Below are 16,354 nucleotides of genomic sequence, written 5' to 3' on the forward strand. Positions count from 1 at the left end.
CGCGGTCCCTGCTGGCGGCGCCGGCGCCGCGCTTTGCCGGACCCCCAGCGACGGCGGAGCGGTCCGGCGGTCAGGGGTCGATCGCGATCGCGACCCGCTCGCCCTCTCCGTACTCGACCACGGCGCAGTCGCCGGGGGAGCCGTCTTCCCAGACCAGGCAGACGAAGTCGACCTCGGCGTCGAGCGCGATCATGGGGTGGTGCCACACGCCGGGGCGATAGGTGATGCCCTGGGCGCCGTGGGCGATGAAGGCGGCGAGCGTCGTGAGGTCGGGCCGGTCGCCGCCCAGGGCGACCACGACCAGGTAGCGCCGGGCGTTCATCGGCACGAACGCCTGCGTCGAGCCGGGGTGCTTCTCGAGCAGCGCGATCGGGAGCGGAAAGCTCGGGCGCGGGGCGCAGCGGAACACCGAGACGTTCAGCGCGGCCTGCTCGGGGCGGAGGTTCTCGATCGCGGCGAGGTGATCGAAGCGACGGGCGGTCCCCTGGTTGGCCGGCCTGCCGGGCTGGCCGTGCGGCGAGGCCATGAGGATGTCGCCGTACGGCGCATAGGCTGCAGGGGTGAGCGAATGGGCTGCGATGCGCGGGCGGTGGCTCATCGGAACGGGCGGCTGTGGCGGTGTGCCACGCGTGTGGCCCTCCTGCGGCGAGAGCGCCGGGCTGCGGGCACGATCACGAGGGCGAAGGGTATCACATCACCGGAGTCCCCGCGGCGCGGCGGCCCCGCGAGCGGCACGGGGCCGGGGTCTTGCATGCCGTGGACCGACGCCGTCCCCGGCGGGTAATGCAAGCGACCCTGGAGCCAGTCATGCGGATTGTTCACAAATCGACATTTCGGAAGCGCCTCGCGGTGGTTTCCCTTTTCCTGGCGGTGCTCGCCCTCATGACGTCGATGGTGGGCTGCCAGCGCTACGACATGCTCGTCGAGAAGGATCAGATCGCGGCCCAGAAGTGGTCGGATCTCGAGGCGAACCTCCAGCGGCGTTACGACCTCGTCCCCAACCTCGTGGCGGTGGTGAAGGGGTCGGCCAAGCATGAGGAGCAGACGCTCTCGAGCGTCGCCGAGGCGCGCGCCCGCGCCACCGGCATCCAGCTCAAGGCCGAGGACCTGACGGATCCCGAGAAGGTGCAGGCCTTCCAGAAGGCGCAGGAGCAGCTCAGCGGCTCGCTCTCGCGGCTCCTCGTGGTGCAGGAGCAATACCCGGATCTCAAGGCCAACCAGGGCTTCCACAGCCTCCAGGTCCAGCTGGAGGGCGTCGAGAACCGGATCCTCCGAGCGCGCGAGGAGTACAACCAGGCAGCGCGCGAGTACAACGCGGAGCTCCTGAAGATCCGGGGGCAGGTGGTGAACAAGGCGACGGGCCAGCCGTTCAAGCCGCGCGTGTACTTCACCGCCTCTCCCGAGGTCCAGTCGGCGCCCAAGGTTTCGTTCTGATGACGAGGGAGGCGGCGATGCGCGAGGTTGTCTCGAGCGGAGCTCGGCTGCGGGCCGTGGCCAGGGCGGTCGCCGCCGCGGTCGCGCTGGTCTGCGCGCTCGTCGCCCGGCCCGCCCTCGCCGACTTCACGCCGCCGCAGCTCACGGGGCACGTCGTCGACACCTCGGGGCGGCTCGACCCGCCCGACCTCCTTTACCTCGACCAGAAGCTCGACCGCATCCGCCGTCAGACCGGGTTCGAGATCGTCGCCTTCGTGGCGGGATCGCTCGAGGGCGAGACGATCGAGGACGTCGCTTACGAGGCCTTCAACACGTGGCAGCTCGGCCAGCGTGGGGCCGACAACGGCGTCCTCCTGGTGATCGCCCCGTCCGAGCGGCGCGTCCGCATCGAGACGGGGAAGGGCGTGGGCGGGGCGCTCACGGATCTCCAGTCGAACGACATCATCCGGCAGACCATCAACCCGCTGCTCCGGCAGGATCGGTTCCGCGACGCCATCGATCAGGGGACGTCCGAGATCGCCCGGACGCTCATCGCCGGGACGCCCGAGGAGGAGCGGCGGCCGGCGCCCGGAACCCAGCCGGCGCCCACCCCGGTCTCGCCGATCAAGATCGGCGTCACCCTGGTCGCCATCGTGGCGGCGCTGCTGCTCGCGCTCATCTCACCCGCCTTCCGCTGGTTCCTGTGGTTCGCCCTGCAAGCGCTCCTCTTCCGAGGCGGCGGAGGCGGCGGAGGCGGCAGAGGCGGCGGCGGAGGGTCCGGGTTCGGCGGTGGCGGTGGCGGTCGCTCCGGCGGCGGCGGATCCAGCGACAGCTACTGAGCCGCTGCGCCGCGCCAGCTCGTCCTGTGCTGAACGGAACGGGCCGCTCGGTCGCCGCGACGTCGGCCTGCGGAGCTGTGCTCCACCGGGCGTGACCCGGCGGGCAGGCGTGACATGGCCGCCGCCCCGGCGCGGAACGAAGGCTCGGGCGCGCGCGATCTCGAGGCGGCGCCCCGACGGGGCGAAGCTACGCTCTCTTCATGGCTGCTGCCCTGCGCCCCGTCTTCATCGTCGACGCCGTCCGGACTCCGATCGCCCGTTACGCCGGCGCCCTGGCGACGGTCCGCCCGGACGATCTTGCGGCCCACGTCCTCGAAGCGCTCGTGCGCCGCCAGCCTTCGCTCGCGCCGCGGCTCGACCAGGTCGTCCTCGGCGCGACGAACCAGGCCGGAGAGGACAACCGCAACGTCGCGCGCATGGCCGCCCTGCTCGCCGGCCTCCCCTACGAGGTCCCGGGCGTCACGGTGAACCGCCTCTGCGGCTCGGGGCTCGAAGCCGTGGCCGACGCCGCGCGCATGATCGCCACCGGCGAGGCCGATTGCGTGATCGCGGGCGGCGTCGAGAGCATGACGCGCGCGCCGTTCACGATGCCCAAGCAGGCCGAGCGCTTCGACCGGAGCGCGCCGACGGTCCACGATACGACCCTCGGCTGGCGCTACCCGAACCCGAGGATGGCCGCGCGGTTCGAGCTCCTGTCGATGGGGGAGACGGCCGAGAACGTGGCCAAGAAGCACGGCGTCAGCCGCGAGGATCAGGATCGGTTCGCGCTGCTGTCCCACGAGCGCGCCACGCTCGCCTGGGAGTCGGGCGGGTTCGCCGCCGAGGTGGTCCCTGTCCCCGTCCCCCAGAAGAAGGGCGCGCCCGTCCTGTTCGAGCGCGACGAGGCCGTGCGCGCCGATGCCTCGCTCGAGGCGCTCTCGAAGCTCAGGCCGGTCTTCCGCGAGGGCGGCACCGTCACGGCGGGCAACGCGTCGCCCCTCAACGATGGCGCCGCCGCGCTCCTGCTCGCCTCGAGCGACGCCGTGCAGTCCGCCGGGGTGACGCCGCTCGCGCGCGTCGTCGCGACCGCGACCGTGGGGGTGGATCCCAACCTCATGGGCGAGGGGCCCATCCCCGCCGTGAAGAAGCTCCTCCAGCGGACCGGGCTGCGCGTGCCCAACGTGGACCTCTTCGAGCTCAACGAGGCGTTCGCGGCGCAGGCGCTCGCGTGCTCGCGCTCGCTGGAGCTCGATCCGGCGCGCGTCAACGTCCGCGGCGGAGCGATCGCGCTCGGACACCCGATCGGCTGCTCGGGAGCGCGTATCGCCTGCACCCTCGTGCATGCGATGCGCGCGCGCGGCGCCAAGGTTGGGGTCGCCTCGCTGTGCATCGGCGTGGGCCAGGGCATCGCGACGCTCTTCGAGCGCGCCTGAGGTGATTTCGCCGCTCGTTCGCGCCGCCAGATGAGATAAGACCGCCGCAGCAGAACGCAGGAGGGGGGTCTCGCGGCTCTCCTCCCTCGGCTGACGGCGCCGCCTCGGCGGCAAGGAACAGGAGAAGGCCCGATGGATTTCCCCCCGATCAATGTGCCCGGCACCGGCCAGCTTCACGCTCGACTCAAGACCTCGCTCGGTGACATCACCCTCCGGCTCGAGGAGCAGCGCGCTCCCGACACCGTCAAGAACTTCGTCGGCCTCGCCACGGGCGCCATCAACTGGATCGATCCGAAGACCGGCGAGGGGATGCAGGGGACGCCCTGTTACGACGGCGTCCGTTTTCACCGCGTCATCTCGGGGTTCATGATCCAGTGCGGCGATCCGCTCTCGCGCTACCCGGACAAGGCGGCGCTCTGGGGCACGGGCGGCCCGGGCTACAAGTTCGCCGACGAGTTCACCCCCGAGCTGCGGCACGACGGCCCCGGCGTGCTCTCCATGGCCAATTCCGGCAAGAACACGAACGGCGCGCAGTGGTTCATCACCGAGGGGTCGACGCCGCACCTCGACAACCGGCACACGGTGTTCGGCAAGGTCGTGAGCGGGTTGGACGTCGTCCATAACATCGCCAACGTGGCGACCACGCGCGATCGGCCGAATCAGGACGTCGTGATCGAGCGCGTCGAGATCTTCCGGCAGTAGCCGCGTCGAGCGCCGCGCGATGGCCTCCAGCGTCGCGCGGCGCGGCCAGCGCCGCCGGCGGACGGCGGCCGGGTTGCGGGAGGTCGGAAGGAAGGCGTAAGTCAGGAAGAACGTTCAGTTTTCTTCCGATCCGTCCGCCCTCCTACGCTCTCCCGGACACACCGGGAGGCGCGCCGCGCTTCGATCGATCAGCGGGCGCAGCAGACGGTGATCCTGTCCTCGCCTTCCTCGATTTCCCCTCTGGGAGCGCCGCCGCGCGGCTGGCAGCTGCCAGCTCCGGTCACCTCGAGCGACACCGAGGCGGCGGGGGGCGGATCGCCGGCGCAGGTCCCGTTGAACGACACGGTCTCGACGGGCGTCCGGCAGCGGGACCTCTCGAAGAGCGTCAGCGTCGCTGCGCAGGCCACGCCGCTCGCGTCGCACGTGCATGGCGTGCAGTCGCGGTCGTCGATCACGGAGCTCGCGAACACGTGTCGCTCGCCGAATTCATCAGGGCAGCGCCGCTCCCCCTCGCGCCAGATGCAGACGCCTTGCTCGAACGGCGCGTCGATCTCGCGCGGGGCGCAGACCTCGGCGGCCGCGCAGCCGCCGGTGTCCGGACCGGGGGCGCACACGACCCCCTCGGTACCGAAGCGCGGCGGCGGCAAGGTCGCCTCGCCGCCCGACGCGGGGCAGGTCGCCGAATCCACGTCGGGCGCTCCGGCGCTGTAGCTGCCGGGCTGGAAGCCATCGCCGAGGTCGATGCAGTTCTCCGATTCTACCGGCAGCGTCAAGCTCGCCCCGTCACACTCGTCGCCCCCGTACACCGTGACCGCCGGCGTCTCGCACGCCACGGTCGGCGCGCCGCACGAGCACGGGCTGCAGGTCGCGGGCGTGTCGAGGACATCAAGGCCGCCCACGTCCACCCGCGTGGGGAGGCCCTCGGGACAGGCGACGTCCGCTGCCTCGGGGCCCTGGTACAGGATGCCGGGCCCTTGCCAGTCCTCGGGCACGGCGACGCACGCGAACCCGCCGCAGTCGTCGTCGGCGCAGTCGACCGCGCCGTCACCGTCGTCGTCGTCGCCGTTCAGGCAGTGCTCGGCCCCGCTTCCGCCGGTGCTCGCGGTCGTCACCTGGCCGCCTCCATCACCGCCGGCCCCGCCGGAGCCGCTCCCGGACGACTCCGGGAAGAGCTCGGGCTCGAACTGATCGAAGTCCAGGGTGCAGGCGCTCGCCGCGAGGAGAGCGATGAGCGCGGTGACGCTTTGGAGGGCAGAGCGGCGCAACACGACCTCCGGGATGGCGAGCTTCGCCTCGGTGAATGCAGCGATGGCGACGGTATCACGAACCGCCTGCCGTCATGGCGCGCTCCTCGGTCGGCGAGGCGCCGTGCCGTTCGAAGCCTTCATGCTGCGGCGCTCCTTGCTGCACCGCGCCCCGCGCGCCGCGTCACCCAGGCGGGAGCGCCGGAGGCTCGTCCGACCAGAGCGAGGTGAGCGTCTCGAGCTCTTGCGCGAGCTCCTCCGTCGCCTTGCGAGCGAGCCGCGCCCGCTCGGCGTCGAGCGCCTCGACGATGGCCGCGCGCTCGTCGGACGACAGCTCCTCCGCCTTCCTCATCTGTGCGAGCGCCTCATCGACGTCGTGCAGCTGGCCGAGGCGGCGCTGCAGCCGTGACGCGGATTTGGCGATGCGCTCGGCGCGCTCTCCGAAGAGCGGCGAGAACGTCTCCGCGGAGTAGCGCAGCCGCTTGAAGCGGATCCGGAGCGCGTGCATGGCCGCGCCGTCGTTCGGATCGCTCGCCGCGAGCGCGCGCACGTCCTCCAGGGCATCGCCGATCGCCAGCCGCGCGAGCGCCTTGGCGCCGCGCTTCTTCGCCTTCTTGCGCGAGATGCGCCGCTCGAGGCGTGCGAGGTGCGGCTCCAGCCGCAGCCTCCTGCCCTTTGCGGGCGCGTCGGCCCGCGTGTCGCCCGCCGGCGCGTCGGCCCGCGTGTCGCCCGCCGGCGCGTCGGCCCGCGGCGCGCCCTCGTCGCCCGCCGGCGTGTCGGCCCGCGGCGCGCCCTCGTCGCGCGGATGGTCCCGCCGGAGCAGCTCGACGATGTGGGCCCTCGCCTCGTGCTCGCGGCGCGAGCGCTGCGCGACCCAGGCGGCGACGGCCGCCCGCGCCGCCTCGCCCAGATCGAGCGCGGTGAGCGTCTCGCGCAGCACCTCCTCGTCGCGCAGCGTCCCGGTCGCCCCCGCGAACTCCCGGAGCCCGTCGGCGACGGGGCGGATCCGCTTCCTGCCGTAGATGCGGCGCGCCGGTTTGAGCAGCGTCCGGAGCCGGCGCAGCGAGACCCGGAAATCGTGCACCGCCTCCGCGTCCGGCTCGGCGCCCTCGCCCTGCGCGCTCGTGGCGACGACGCGCCGCGCCTCGGCGCGGACGTTCTCGATGTGGGAGAGCAGCACCGGCCCCAGGAAATCCCGCGCGGAGAGCTTCGCCCGGCCGCCGCCTCCCCCGCCGCCGTCCGCCTTCGGGGCGCCCCCCTCGAGCGGCGTCACAGCCGTGTGAGCGCCACCGTCACCAGCGGTCGCCTCCCGAGCTTCGCCTCGATCGTCCGGCGCGCCGCGAGCCGGGCGACCTCGATGATGTCATTGTCCCGGCGCCGCGCGCGCGGCTCGCAGTCGTTCACCGCCTGCGCGACCGCGCGCGCCGCGGCCCGCAGCGCGTTGCCCTCGAGCTCCCCGGTGACCCCGCGGGCGAGGACCTGCGGCGGCGCCGCGAGGGCGCCGTGCACGTCGACGACCAGCGACACGAAGGCCACCCCGGCGCGACCGAGGTTCGCGCGCTCCCGGAGGACCTCCTCGCCGAGCTCATGGCCTCCCGCCGTCGCCACGCGGCCGGTGACGGCCCGGCCGCTCCGGCCGAGCGGCTGCGTCTTGCCGATCTCGACGACGTGGCCGTTCTCGGCGACGAGCACCTCGGCCACGCCGCGCTCCCGCGCGAGCGCCGCGTGCCGGGTCAGGTGGTGCAGCGCGCCGTGCACGGGGAGGAAGCTGCGCGGCTGGGTGAGGTCGATCATGCGCGCCTGTTCTGTCCGGTGCGCGTGACCGCTCGCGTGCACGCGCCGGTCCGTCGACCACGTCACGAGCTCGACGCCGAGGCGGAGCAGACCGGCCATCATGTCGACGACCGGACGGTCGTTGCCAGGGATGACGCGGCTCGAGAGCACGACCCTGTCCCCCTCTTCGAGGCGCAGCAGCGGGTGCGTCCCCGACGCAAACCGCATCAGCGCGGAGGACCGCTCGGCCTGGGTGCCGCTCGCGACCACGAGGAGCCGCTCGCGCGGCATGGAGGAGGCGACCTCGGGCGGGACGAGCAGGTCGCTCGGCCACGGGAGCCGCCCCACCGCCTGCGCGGCCCGCACGTGCGTCTGCACGCTGCGGCCGAGGAGGCAGATCTTGCGGCGCGCGCGGACCGCGGCCTGGCCGAGGGCGAGCAGGCGCTGGACGTTGGAGGCGAAGACGCCGACCACGACGCGCGCCGGCGCGGTCTCGACGAGCTCCGCGAGCGCGTGGGCGACGTCCCGCTCGCTCCCCGCCTCGCCGGGCGAGTCCACGTTGGTGCTGTCGGACAGGAGCAGCCGGATCCCGGCGTCGCCGAGCGCGCGGAAGCGAGCCTCATCGGTCGGCTCGTTGTCGAGCGGCGTCGGATCGAGCTTGAAGTCCCCGGTGTGGACGACGAGCCCCGCGGTCGTGTGGATCGCGAGCGCCGTGGCGTCGACGATCGAGTGCGTCACGCGGAGCGGCTCCACGACGAAGCCGCCGATCGCGACCTCGCGCCCGACCTGCGTCGGCAGCAGCCTCACCTTGTCCTCGAGGGCGTGCTCCGCGAGCCGGTAGCGCACGAGCTCCAGCGCGTGCGGCGGGCCCCAGACGGGGACGTCGAGGTGCCGCAGGAGGAAGGGTAGCCCGCCGATGTGGTCCTCGTGGCCGTGCGTCAGCACGACGCCGCGCACCCGGTCGCGGAGCGCGAGCACGTGGTCGAAGCGCGGGTGGTACACGTCGACGCCGAGGTCCGAGCTCGGGAACGTTACCCCGCAGTCGATGAGCAGCACGCCATCGGCCTGCTCGAGCGCGAGGCAGTTCATCCCGACCTCGCCGAGCCCTCCGAGAGGCACGAGCCGCAGGGTGGACGGGGCTGGCGGGGGGAGCTGGCTCGGGACGGGGGCGCTCTGCTCGGGATGCACGTTCAGTGAGGGGGGTCTGCCACCCAGGGCGCCGGGGGCCCACGGCCCGCGGCTTGCTGAGCTGGTCTGTTAAGAGAGAGGACGGCTTCTTCAAGACCTAGCCGATATCGGCTCGCCGTCCCCTTCGAAACTTGGAGCGACAGTGTAGCCACAGGGTGGCCCCTTGCGTCACGCTCTCTCTTTCCAGCGCCGGCGTGAACCTGGCGGCGCCGGCCTCGCCCCGCTCGGACCGGTTCCTGCGCACCTTGTCTTCTCCGCCGTCTGACTTCCGCCCGAGGGCGGACGCCGAGCCCCCTTTCCCCTGAACGTTCCGAGGAGCCACCGGTGATCGCTGCCCTGTTCGTCAATCTCCTCCGCCTGCTGCTGCTCCCGGTCAGCGCGCTTCGCTGGGCGTTTGCTGCACCAAGGGGCGGGTATGTCGTCCTCGAAATCGACGGCCGCGTGGTCGATCTGCAGCCTCCCCGGGTCCGTCTCGGCCTCTGGTGGCGTCCCGGGAAGAAGGCTCCGCTCTCGGTGGAGCGCGTCCGGGAGCTCGGCAAGCACCTGATGAAGGACCCGCGCCCGGCGGGGCTGCTGCTCCGGATGCGGTCGGTCCATGCGGGGCCTGCGGTGCTCGCCTCGCTGCGGGACGCGCTCCTCGAGATCCGGGCAGGGGGCAAGGACATCGTGGCGTACCTGCCGAGGGGCGCCGACACCGCGATGCTCCTGCTCGCCTCGGCCGCGCGCGCCGTCGTCGTGGGGCCCGAGACGCTGGTGTCGCCGCTCGGGTTCGCGGTGGAGGGCCGCTACGTGCGCCGCGCGCTGGAGCAGGTCGGCGTCGAGCCCGAGGTGTTCGCGAAGGGCATGTACAAGAACGCCGGCGAGGTGCTCGTGCGCGACACGATGAGCACGGAGCAGCGCGAGCAGGTCGGCGCCCTGCTCGACGCGCGCCTCGGCGACCTGATCGCGGCGCTCGCCCAGGGGCGCCGCGTCGATCGCGAGACGGCCGCGCGGTGGATCGACGAGGCCCCCTACGGCGCGGAGCAGGCCGTGGCGCGGGGCATCATCGACGCGGTCGCGTACGAGGACGAGCTCGAGCACATGCTCGCGTCGGGGCTGCTCCCGGGCACGACCGCGCCGCGCCGCGCCGAGGCCTCCGCCAGCGGCTCGGCGGGCGTGGGAGCTCTTGCGGCGGGTCGGGACGAGCGGGCCCGCTTCGTGGCAGCGGGTCGTTACCTGAGCGCGCGGCGCGGGCTGTCGCTGCGGCCAATGCTGCCGCGCCCCATCCTCGGCGTCGTCGAGGTGCACGGCGCGATCGTCAGCCGCGCCCGCTTCCGGGGCGCCTCGCTGGCCAGCGAGGAGCGGCTCGTCGCGAGCCTGCGCGCGGCGCGGCAGAACCCGCGCATCCGGGGGGTCATCCTCCACATCGACTCGCCGGGCGGCTCCGCGCTCGCGTCCGACCGGATCCACCACGAGGTCACGCGGCTCGCCGAGGTGAAGCCGGTCGTGGCGTGCATGTCGAACGTGGCGGCGAGCGGCGGCTACTACGTGGCGGCGGCCGCGCACGCGATCATCGCGCAGCCGCAGACGATCACGGGGAGCATCGGCGTGGTCTCGGCGCGCTTCGCGCTCGGTCCGCTGCTCGATCGCCTCGGCGTCTCGACCGACGTCGTGAAGCGCGGCGCGCGGGCCGACCTGTTCTCCCCGTCGCGCAGGCTCGACGCGGGGGAGCGGGCGGTGATGGAGCGCGAGCTCGACGCGATCTACGCGACGTTCCTCCGCGTGGTCGCGCGCGGCCGGAGGCGTCCGGTCGAGGAGATCGAGCCGCTCGCGCAGGGGCGCGTCTACAGCGGCGCCGAGGCGCAGGCGCGCGGGCTCGTCGATATGCTCGGCGGGTTCGAGCGGGCGCTCCACGAGCTACGCCAGATGATCGGGCCGAAGGCGACCGCCATCGAGCCGGTGATCGTGCGCGCGTCGCGGTACATCCCGCCTCCGCCGCTGCTGCCGGCGCCGGTGCCGACGCTGCTCGAGCTCGTCGGGCTGCGAGGGGTCGCGGGGGAGGTGGCGCTCGCGATCCACTGCGAAGGGGAGAGGGTGCTCGCCTACTGCGCGGAGGCGACGGAGCTCGACTAGGACGCAGCGGTCGGGCGAGGTGCTCAGACAATGGCCCGTCCCCAGCGCGCCCCCCTGCACGCACCCACACCTCGCCCGGCTCCTTTGGAGGATAGGGCGGTCTGGAACCCATTCCGGGAGGGGGGAGGATTCTGTCGGGGAGAAGCTGTGCGTAATCTGTGCGCCCGGTGGGTAGCACCTGTTCAGAACTGCTCAGGGATCGCTACGAATCCCGCGGCGAACGGGCAGACCCCATATGTGGGCCCTGTTCGGCCGGAGATCCCAAGATGTAGCGGTTCTCCTTGACGCACGGGCCCGTCGCGGGTTTGACTAGCTGGCGGTCAGGCGCTCCCGAATGTCGGCGCACGCCTTTCAGACATGGCACCTGGACCTATGCTCACTGGCCGGAAGACGGAACGTTTGAGCAGGTAGCAGGGGAGAAGCGACGGGACCTGTGGAGATCCGAGGCGATGAGGCCTCGGCGTTCTCCCGGGAACTATTTGTGCTTTCGGTAGGACCCGAGTCACCGCCAGGTGCGGTAGCTCACAGGAGGACTTGGAAATGGCCCAGTCGGCAGTTGTGGGTGACGGCGGTAAGCTTCCCGCCGGGAACGGCAAGATGACGGCGCGGACGAAGGAAGATGCAGGGGCCCGTCCGGTGACCGGGGGGGCTGCCAAGGCGCAGACCAACGGCGCGGCCGCGAAGAAGGCCGCGAAGAAGGGGGCCTCGCGGCCGCGCGGGCTCGGGTTCGACCGGCGGTTCACGCAACGCGGCGTGGACCCGCTCGACGAGGTCACCTGGGAGCGCCGCTCGAGCATCATCACCAACCCGGACGGCTCGGTCGTCTTCAAGATGGAAGGGGCCGAGATCCCCGCCGGCTGGTCGCAGCTCGCGACCGACATCGTCGTCTCCAAGTACTTCCGCAAGGCTGGGATCCACGGCAAGAAGGAGCTCGGCGAGACGAGCGTCCGCCAAGTCGTCCACCGGCTCGCGCGCACCATCCGCGAGGCGGGCGAGCACTTCGGCGGCTACTTCGCCTCCACGAAGGACGCGGACTCCTTCGAGGCAGAGCTCTCGTACCTGCTCGTCCACCAGTATGGCGCGTTCAACTCGCCCGTGTGGTTCAACTGCGGGCTCTTCCACCGTTACGGCATCGAGGGCTCGGGCGGCAACTACGCCTGGAACGAGGCCTCGGCCGACGCGGGGAACGGGGGCGCCGTGGCAAAGTCGGGCGCGTCCACGAGCCGAACGAGCGCGGCGGGCGCGCTCGACGAGATCATCGAGACCCGGAACGCCTACGAGCGGCCGCAGTGCTCGGCGTGCTTCATCCAGGCGATCCAGGACGACCTGATGAGCATCTACGACCTCGTGAAGAGCGAGGCCCGCCTGTTCAAGTACGGGTCGGGGACGGGGACGAACTTCAGCGCGATCCGCGGGAAGCAGGAGAAGCTATCGGGCGGCGGGACGAGCTCGGGGCTCATGAGCTTCCTCGAGGTGTTCGACCGCGCCGCCGGCGCGACAAAGAGCGGCGGCACGACGCGGCGCGCCGCCAAGATGGTCTGCCTCGACATGGACCACCCGGAGATCGTCGACTTCATCCAGTGGAAGGTCCGCGAGGAGAAGAAGGCGATGGCGCTCATCGCCTCGGGGTACCCCTCCGACTTCAACGGCGAGGCGTACCACACCGTGAGCGGGCAGAACTCGAACAACTCCGTGCGCGTGAGCGACGATTTCATGCGCGCGGCGGCGACGGCCGCGTCGTGGGAGACGCGCTCCCGGACGACCGGCGAGGTCGTCGACACGCTGAGCGCGAAGGATCTCTGGCGCCAGGTCGCCGAGGCGGCGTGGGGCTGCGCCGATCCGGGCGTGCAGTACGACACGACCATCAACCGCTGGCACACCTGCCCGAACACGGCGCGCATCAACGCCTCGAACCCGTGCTCCGAGTACATGTTCCTCGACGACTCGGCCTGCAACCTGTCGAGCCTGAACCTCACCAAGTTCCTCGGCGAGGACGGCTCGTTCGACATCGAGGGCTACCGCCACGCGGTGCGGGTGTTCTTCGTCGCGCAGGAGATCCTTGTCGACTTCTCGGCGTACCCGACCCGGGGCATCGCGAAGAACTCGCACGACTACCGCCCGCTCGGGCTCGGCTACGCCAACCTGGGCACCCTGCTCATGCTGCAGGGCATCCCGTACGACTCCGACCAGGGCCGCTCGGTGGCGGGCGCGCTCACCGCGATCCTGTGCGGCCACGCTTACCGGGTCTCGGCCGAGATGGCCGCCGCAAAGGGGCCGTTCGCCGGGTTCGCGAGGAACCGCGAGCCGATGCTCCGGGTGATGGGCATGCACCGCGACGCCGCCTACGCGCTCGACCGCGACCGCTGCCCGGAGTCGCTCTGGCGGGCGGCGTGCGCCGACTGGGACGAGGCGGTCCGGATCGGGCAGGAGCACGGCTACCGCAACGCCCAGGCGACGGTGCTCGCCCCGACCGGCACCATCGGCCTGCTGATGGACTGCGACACGACGGGCATCGAGCCCGACTTCTCGCTCGTGAAGTTCAAGAAGCTCGCCGGCGGCGGCTACTTCAAGATCGTGAACCAGTCCGTACCCGAGGCGCTCCGGCGGCTCGGCTACCCCGAGGCCGAGGTGCAGGAGATCGTCGCCTTCGTCTCCGGCACGAACACCCTCCTTGCGGCGCCGCACGTGAACCGGGCGTCGCTCAAGGCCAAGGGGCTCAACAACGACGACCTCGCGAAGATCGAGGCCGCCATCCCCGGCGTCTTCGACCTGGATCTCGCCTTCGGCCCCTGGATCCTCGGCGAGGAGACCTACGACCGGCTCGGCGTCTCCAAGGAGTCGCGGGCGCGCTTCAGCTTCTCGCTGCTCCAGCACCTCGGCTTCTCGCCCGCGGAGATCGAGGAGGCGAACGAGACGATCATCGGCCGCATGACGGTGGAGGGGGCGCCGCACCTGCGCGAGGAGCACTACGCGGTGTTCGACTGCGCCAACCGCTGCGGCAGGAAGGGCCGGCGCTACCTCGCGCCGATGTCGCACGTCCGGATGATGGCCGCGGCGCAGCCGTTCCTGTCCGGCGCCATCTCGAAGACCGTGAACCTGCCGAACGACGCGACGGTCGAGGAGGTGCAGCGGATCTACGAGGAGGGGTGGCGCCTCGGGCTCAAGGCGGTCGCGCTCTACCGCGACGGTTGCAAGGCGTCGCAGCCGCTCTCGTCCACGAGCGACAGCAAGTCGACGGAGACCAAGGGCAAGGCGGACAAGGCCGAGATCGCCGGTCCCGTGCTCCAGGCGGCGACCGCGCTGGCCAGCCAGGCGCGCCCGCGCTCGCCCTCGGCGGCGGCGCCCGAGCGGTTCCGCCTGCCGAGGAAGCGCAAGGGCTTCACGCAGGAGGCGCGCGTCGGCGGGCACAAGATCTACCTCCGCACCGGCGAGTACGACGACGGGACGCTCGGCGAGATCTTCATCGACCTCCACAAGGAGGGGGCCGCGTTCCGCTCGATGATGAACTGCTTCGCGATGGCGGTGTCGATCGGGCTCCAGTACGGCGTGCCGATCGAGACCTTCGTCGAGCAGTACACCTTCACGCGCTTCGAGCCGCAGGGCGTGGTCGAGGGGCACGACTACGTGAAGTTCTCGACCTCGATCGTGGACTACCTCTTCCGCGTGCTCGGGGTCGAGTACCTGAACCGCTACGATCTGGCCCACGTGCAGCCGGTCACCTCGGCCATGGAGGACCCGGTCGAGTCGCGGGCGCAGGAGAGCGGCGTGGCGTCGTTCTCGCAGGCCTCCCCGGCGTCGGCGCTGCTCGAGGGCGGGGGACGGGCGTCGAGCGCGCTCGACGCGCAGCTCGAGGACATGATGGGCGACGCGCCGGTCTGCGACGGCTGCGGGCACATCACCGTGCGCAACGGGGCCTGCTACAAGTGCCTCAACTGCGGCAACAGCATGGGTTGCAGCTGAGGGGCGACGGGCGGGGGTAGGGGGAATGAGGGAGGGGCCGGCGGGGGGCCCCTCCCACGAACTCGCGCCTCTGGCGGGCCGTGCTGCGCGGGAGATCTGCGGGGACGTCCGTACGCGGTTCTACTTTGCCAACCGTATGGCTGTGCTCTGCGAAGCTTTGTAGAAGACGGGGCATGATCCGGTTGCGCTCGTCCATGGCCTTCGTCGTTCTCACCTGCGGCATCCTGTCCAGCGCTTGCCAGAAAGAAGAAGCAGAGCCGGAGACGATCCCCGCGCCCGCGCAATCGGTCGCGCCGGTGGCCGCCGATCCAGTGCCCGCTGCGACCCAGGAGCCCGCTGCGACCCAGGAGCCCGCCGCTGCCCAGGAGCCCGCCGCAGCGGCGTCCGCCGAGCCTGCGGCGGCGGCTGCAGAGGCAGACGCGGGGGCGGCGGCGGCCGAAGCGGCAGCGGGGGCGTCCCGCGGGGGAGGCGCCTCCATCCAGGCGTGCTGCACGGCGCTCCACGCGGTCGCCACCAAGTCGGGCAAGTCGCCGGAGGCCAAGTCGAAGGCGGCGACGGCATCCCATCTCTGCGCCGGGATCGATAAGCTCGTGAAGAGCGGGAAGACCCCGCGCGCCAAGGCGCTCACCCAGATCCGAGCGAGCCTCGCCGGAACCACACCGCCCGCCGAGTGCAAATGAGCGCGGGCCGGGCGCGGCGAGCGCCGGAGAGCGGCGTCAGGCGAAGTGGTCGTACCCCCGCGCCGCGAGGCTCGTGAGCTGCCCGTCCGGTCCGACCAGCGCCACGTCGCTCGCGCCCTCCTCGCGCGGCGCGCAGCGGCCGATCGCCACGAAGCCGGGGAGCGCCCCGACGTCGGGACCCGCGACCGCGATCGCGTAGTCCTCGCCGCCGTACAGCGCGAGCTCCAGCGCATCAGCGCCGAGCAGCGCGGCGGCCTCGCGGAGATCCGAGCCGACGAGCGCCCCTGGATCGAGCAGCACGCGTACGCCGCTCGCGCGCGCGAGGTGCGCCAGATCCGCGGCGAGGCCGTCGGAGATGTCGATCGCCGCGCGGGCGCTCGCGGCCGCGCGGAGGCCCGCGTCGATGCGCGCCGCCGGCCGGCGAAATGCCCGGATCGCCAGCGCGGCCGCCGCGCCGGACGGCGCGATGCCCCGGTCGAGCAGCGCAAACCCCGCCGCGGCCAGGCCGACCGGTCCCGCCAGCGCGAGCGCGTCGCCGGGGCGCGCGCCGTCGCGCCGGAGCGGCGCGGCCGCGACGCCGAGCGCCGTCGTGGTGATCGAGATCTCGCCGCCCCGGGAGAGGTTCCCGCCGATGACCGCCGTGCCGATCTCGTCGCACGCGGCGCGCTGGCCCGCGGCGAGGGCGCCGAGCTCGTCGTCGCTCACGTCCGGAGGCAGCACCAGCGCGGCGAGCAGGCCGACCGGGCGCGCCCCCATCGCGGCGAGATCGCTCGCCGCGGCCATCGTCGCCCGGTAGCCGAGATCCTCGAAGCTCAGGAGATCGCGCCGGAAATGCACGCCCTCGACGGCGCTGTCGACCGTCCAGACGAGCGGCGCCGCGGCGCCCGGGAGCGCCCCGCCCTGCGGGGCCGCGGGCGCGAGGATCGCGGCGTCGTCGCCGATGCCGCAGAGCACGTGCTCGCCGGCCGCACCGCCGAGCACGGCGCGCAGCAGCTCGATGCGCTTCCACTCGGAGCGCCCGCTCATGGAAA

Annotated in this window: 12 protein-coding genes; 7 read left to right on the forward strand and 5 right to left on the reverse strand. The window is 72.3% G+C overall.

Features of this window, described 5'->3' with window-relative positions:
• Nucleotides 1–70 precede the first annotated feature (70 nt).
• The gene (locus WMF36_RS02235) at nt 71–598 is read right to left on the reverse strand and encodes an ureidoglycolate lyase (protein WP_437577912.1); all 528 of its coding nucleotides are present in this window, start codon (nt 596–598) and stop codon (nt 71–73) included.
• A gap of 251 nt (nt 599–849) precedes the next feature.
• Here WMF36_RS02235 and WMF36_RS02240 point away from each other — a divergent pair, with 251 nt between their 5' ends.
• The 4 genes from WMF36_RS02240 to WMF36_RS02255 all read left to right on the forward strand — a co-directional run bounded on the left by WMF36_RS02240 (nt 850) and on the right by WMF36_RS02255 (nt 4,366).
• Nucleotides 850–1,434, forward strand: coding sequence for a LemA family protein (locus WMF36_RS02240; protein WP_437577914.1), 585 nt, complete (start codon nt 850–852; stop codon nt 1,432–1,434).
• A 17-nt stretch (nt 1,435–1,451) separates the two neighbouring features.
• Nucleotides 1,452–2,252: a TPM domain-containing protein gene (locus WMF36_RS02245; RefSeq protein WP_437577915.1), complete on the forward strand. Its 801-nt coding sequence runs from the start codon at nt 1,452–1,454 to the stop codon at nt 2,250–2,252.
• Nucleotides 2,253–2,452: 200 nt separating this feature from the next.
• Nucleotides 2,453–3,664 carry a thiolase family protein gene (locus tag WMF36_RS02250; protein ID WP_437577916.1) on the forward strand — a complete coding sequence of 404 codons (1,212 nt, stop codon included), beginning with the start codon at nt 2,453–2,455 and terminating at the stop codon, nt 3,662–3,664.
• Between the two features lie 132 nt (nt 3,665–3,796).
• Nucleotides 3,797–4,366 (forward strand): peptidylprolyl isomerase, encoded by a 570-nt coding sequence (locus tag WMF36_RS02255; RefSeq protein ID WP_437577917.1) that lies wholly within the window; start codon nt 3,797–3,799, stop codon nt 4,364–4,366.
• Between the two features lie 188 nt (nt 4,367–4,554).
• On the opposite strand, the gene WMF36_RS02260 is transcribed toward WMF36_RS02255, so the two are convergent.
• The 3 genes from WMF36_RS02260 to WMF36_RS02270 all read right to left on the reverse strand — a co-directional run bounded on the left by WMF36_RS02260 (nt 4,555) and on the right by WMF36_RS02270 (nt 8,571).
• Nucleotides 4,555–5,631: a hypothetical protein gene (locus WMF36_RS02260; RefSeq protein WP_437577918.1), complete on the reverse strand. Its 1,077-nt coding sequence runs from the start codon at nt 5,629–5,631 to the stop codon at nt 4,555–4,557.
• A 163-nt stretch (nt 5,632–5,794) separates the two neighbouring features.
• Nucleotides 5,795–6,883 (reverse strand): CHAD domain-containing protein, encoded by a 1,089-nt coding sequence (locus WMF36_RS02265; RefSeq protein WP_437577919.1) that lies wholly within the window; start codon nt 6,881–6,883, stop codon nt 5,795–5,797.
• Nucleotides 6,880–8,571, reverse strand: a complete 1,692-nt coding sequence (locus tag WMF36_RS02270; RefSeq protein WP_437577920.1) for a ribonuclease J — start codon at nt 8,569–8,571, stop codon at nt 6,880–6,882. The genes WMF36_RS02265 and WMF36_RS02270 overlap by 4 nt, the downstream gene beginning before the upstream one ends.
• Nucleotides 8,572–8,895: 324 nt before the next feature.
• Between WMF36_RS02270 and sppA the strand changes: the two genes are divergently transcribed.
• From sppA to WMF36_RS02285, 3 genes are all read left to right on the forward strand, one after another.
• Nucleotides 8,896–10,683 (forward strand): signal peptide peptidase SppA, encoded by a 1,788-nt coding sequence (gene sppA / locus WMF36_RS02275; RefSeq protein WP_437577921.1) that lies wholly within the window; start codon nt 8,896–8,898, stop codon nt 10,681–10,683.
• Between the two features lie 540 nt (nt 10,684–11,223).
• A complete protein-coding gene (locus WMF36_RS02280) occupies nt 11,224–14,643 on the forward strand; it encodes a vitamin B12-dependent ribonucleotide reductase (protein ID WP_437577922.1) in 3,420 nt (1,139 codons plus the stop codon).
• A 173-nt stretch (nt 14,644–14,816) separates the two neighbouring features.
• The gene (locus WMF36_RS02285) at nt 14,817–15,323 is read left to right on the forward strand and encodes a hypothetical protein (protein ID WP_437577923.1); all 507 of its coding nucleotides are present in this window, start codon (nt 14,817–14,819) and stop codon (nt 15,321–15,323) included.
• Between the two features lie 36 nt (nt 15,324–15,359).
• Here WMF36_RS02285 and thiL read toward each other — a convergent pair whose 3' ends face one another.
• Nucleotides 15,360–16,349: a thiamine-phosphate kinase gene (thiL, locus tag WMF36_RS02290; RefSeq protein WP_437577924.1), complete on the reverse strand. Its 990-nt coding sequence runs from the start codon at nt 16,347–16,349 to the stop codon at nt 15,360–15,362.
• Between the last annotated feature and the right edge of the window lie 5 nt (nt 16,350–16,354).

Source organism: Sorangium sp. So ce887 (genome assembly GCF_051521455.1).
Classification (GTDB): Bacteria; Myxococcota_A; Polyangia; order Polyangiales; family Polyangiaceae; genus Sorangium.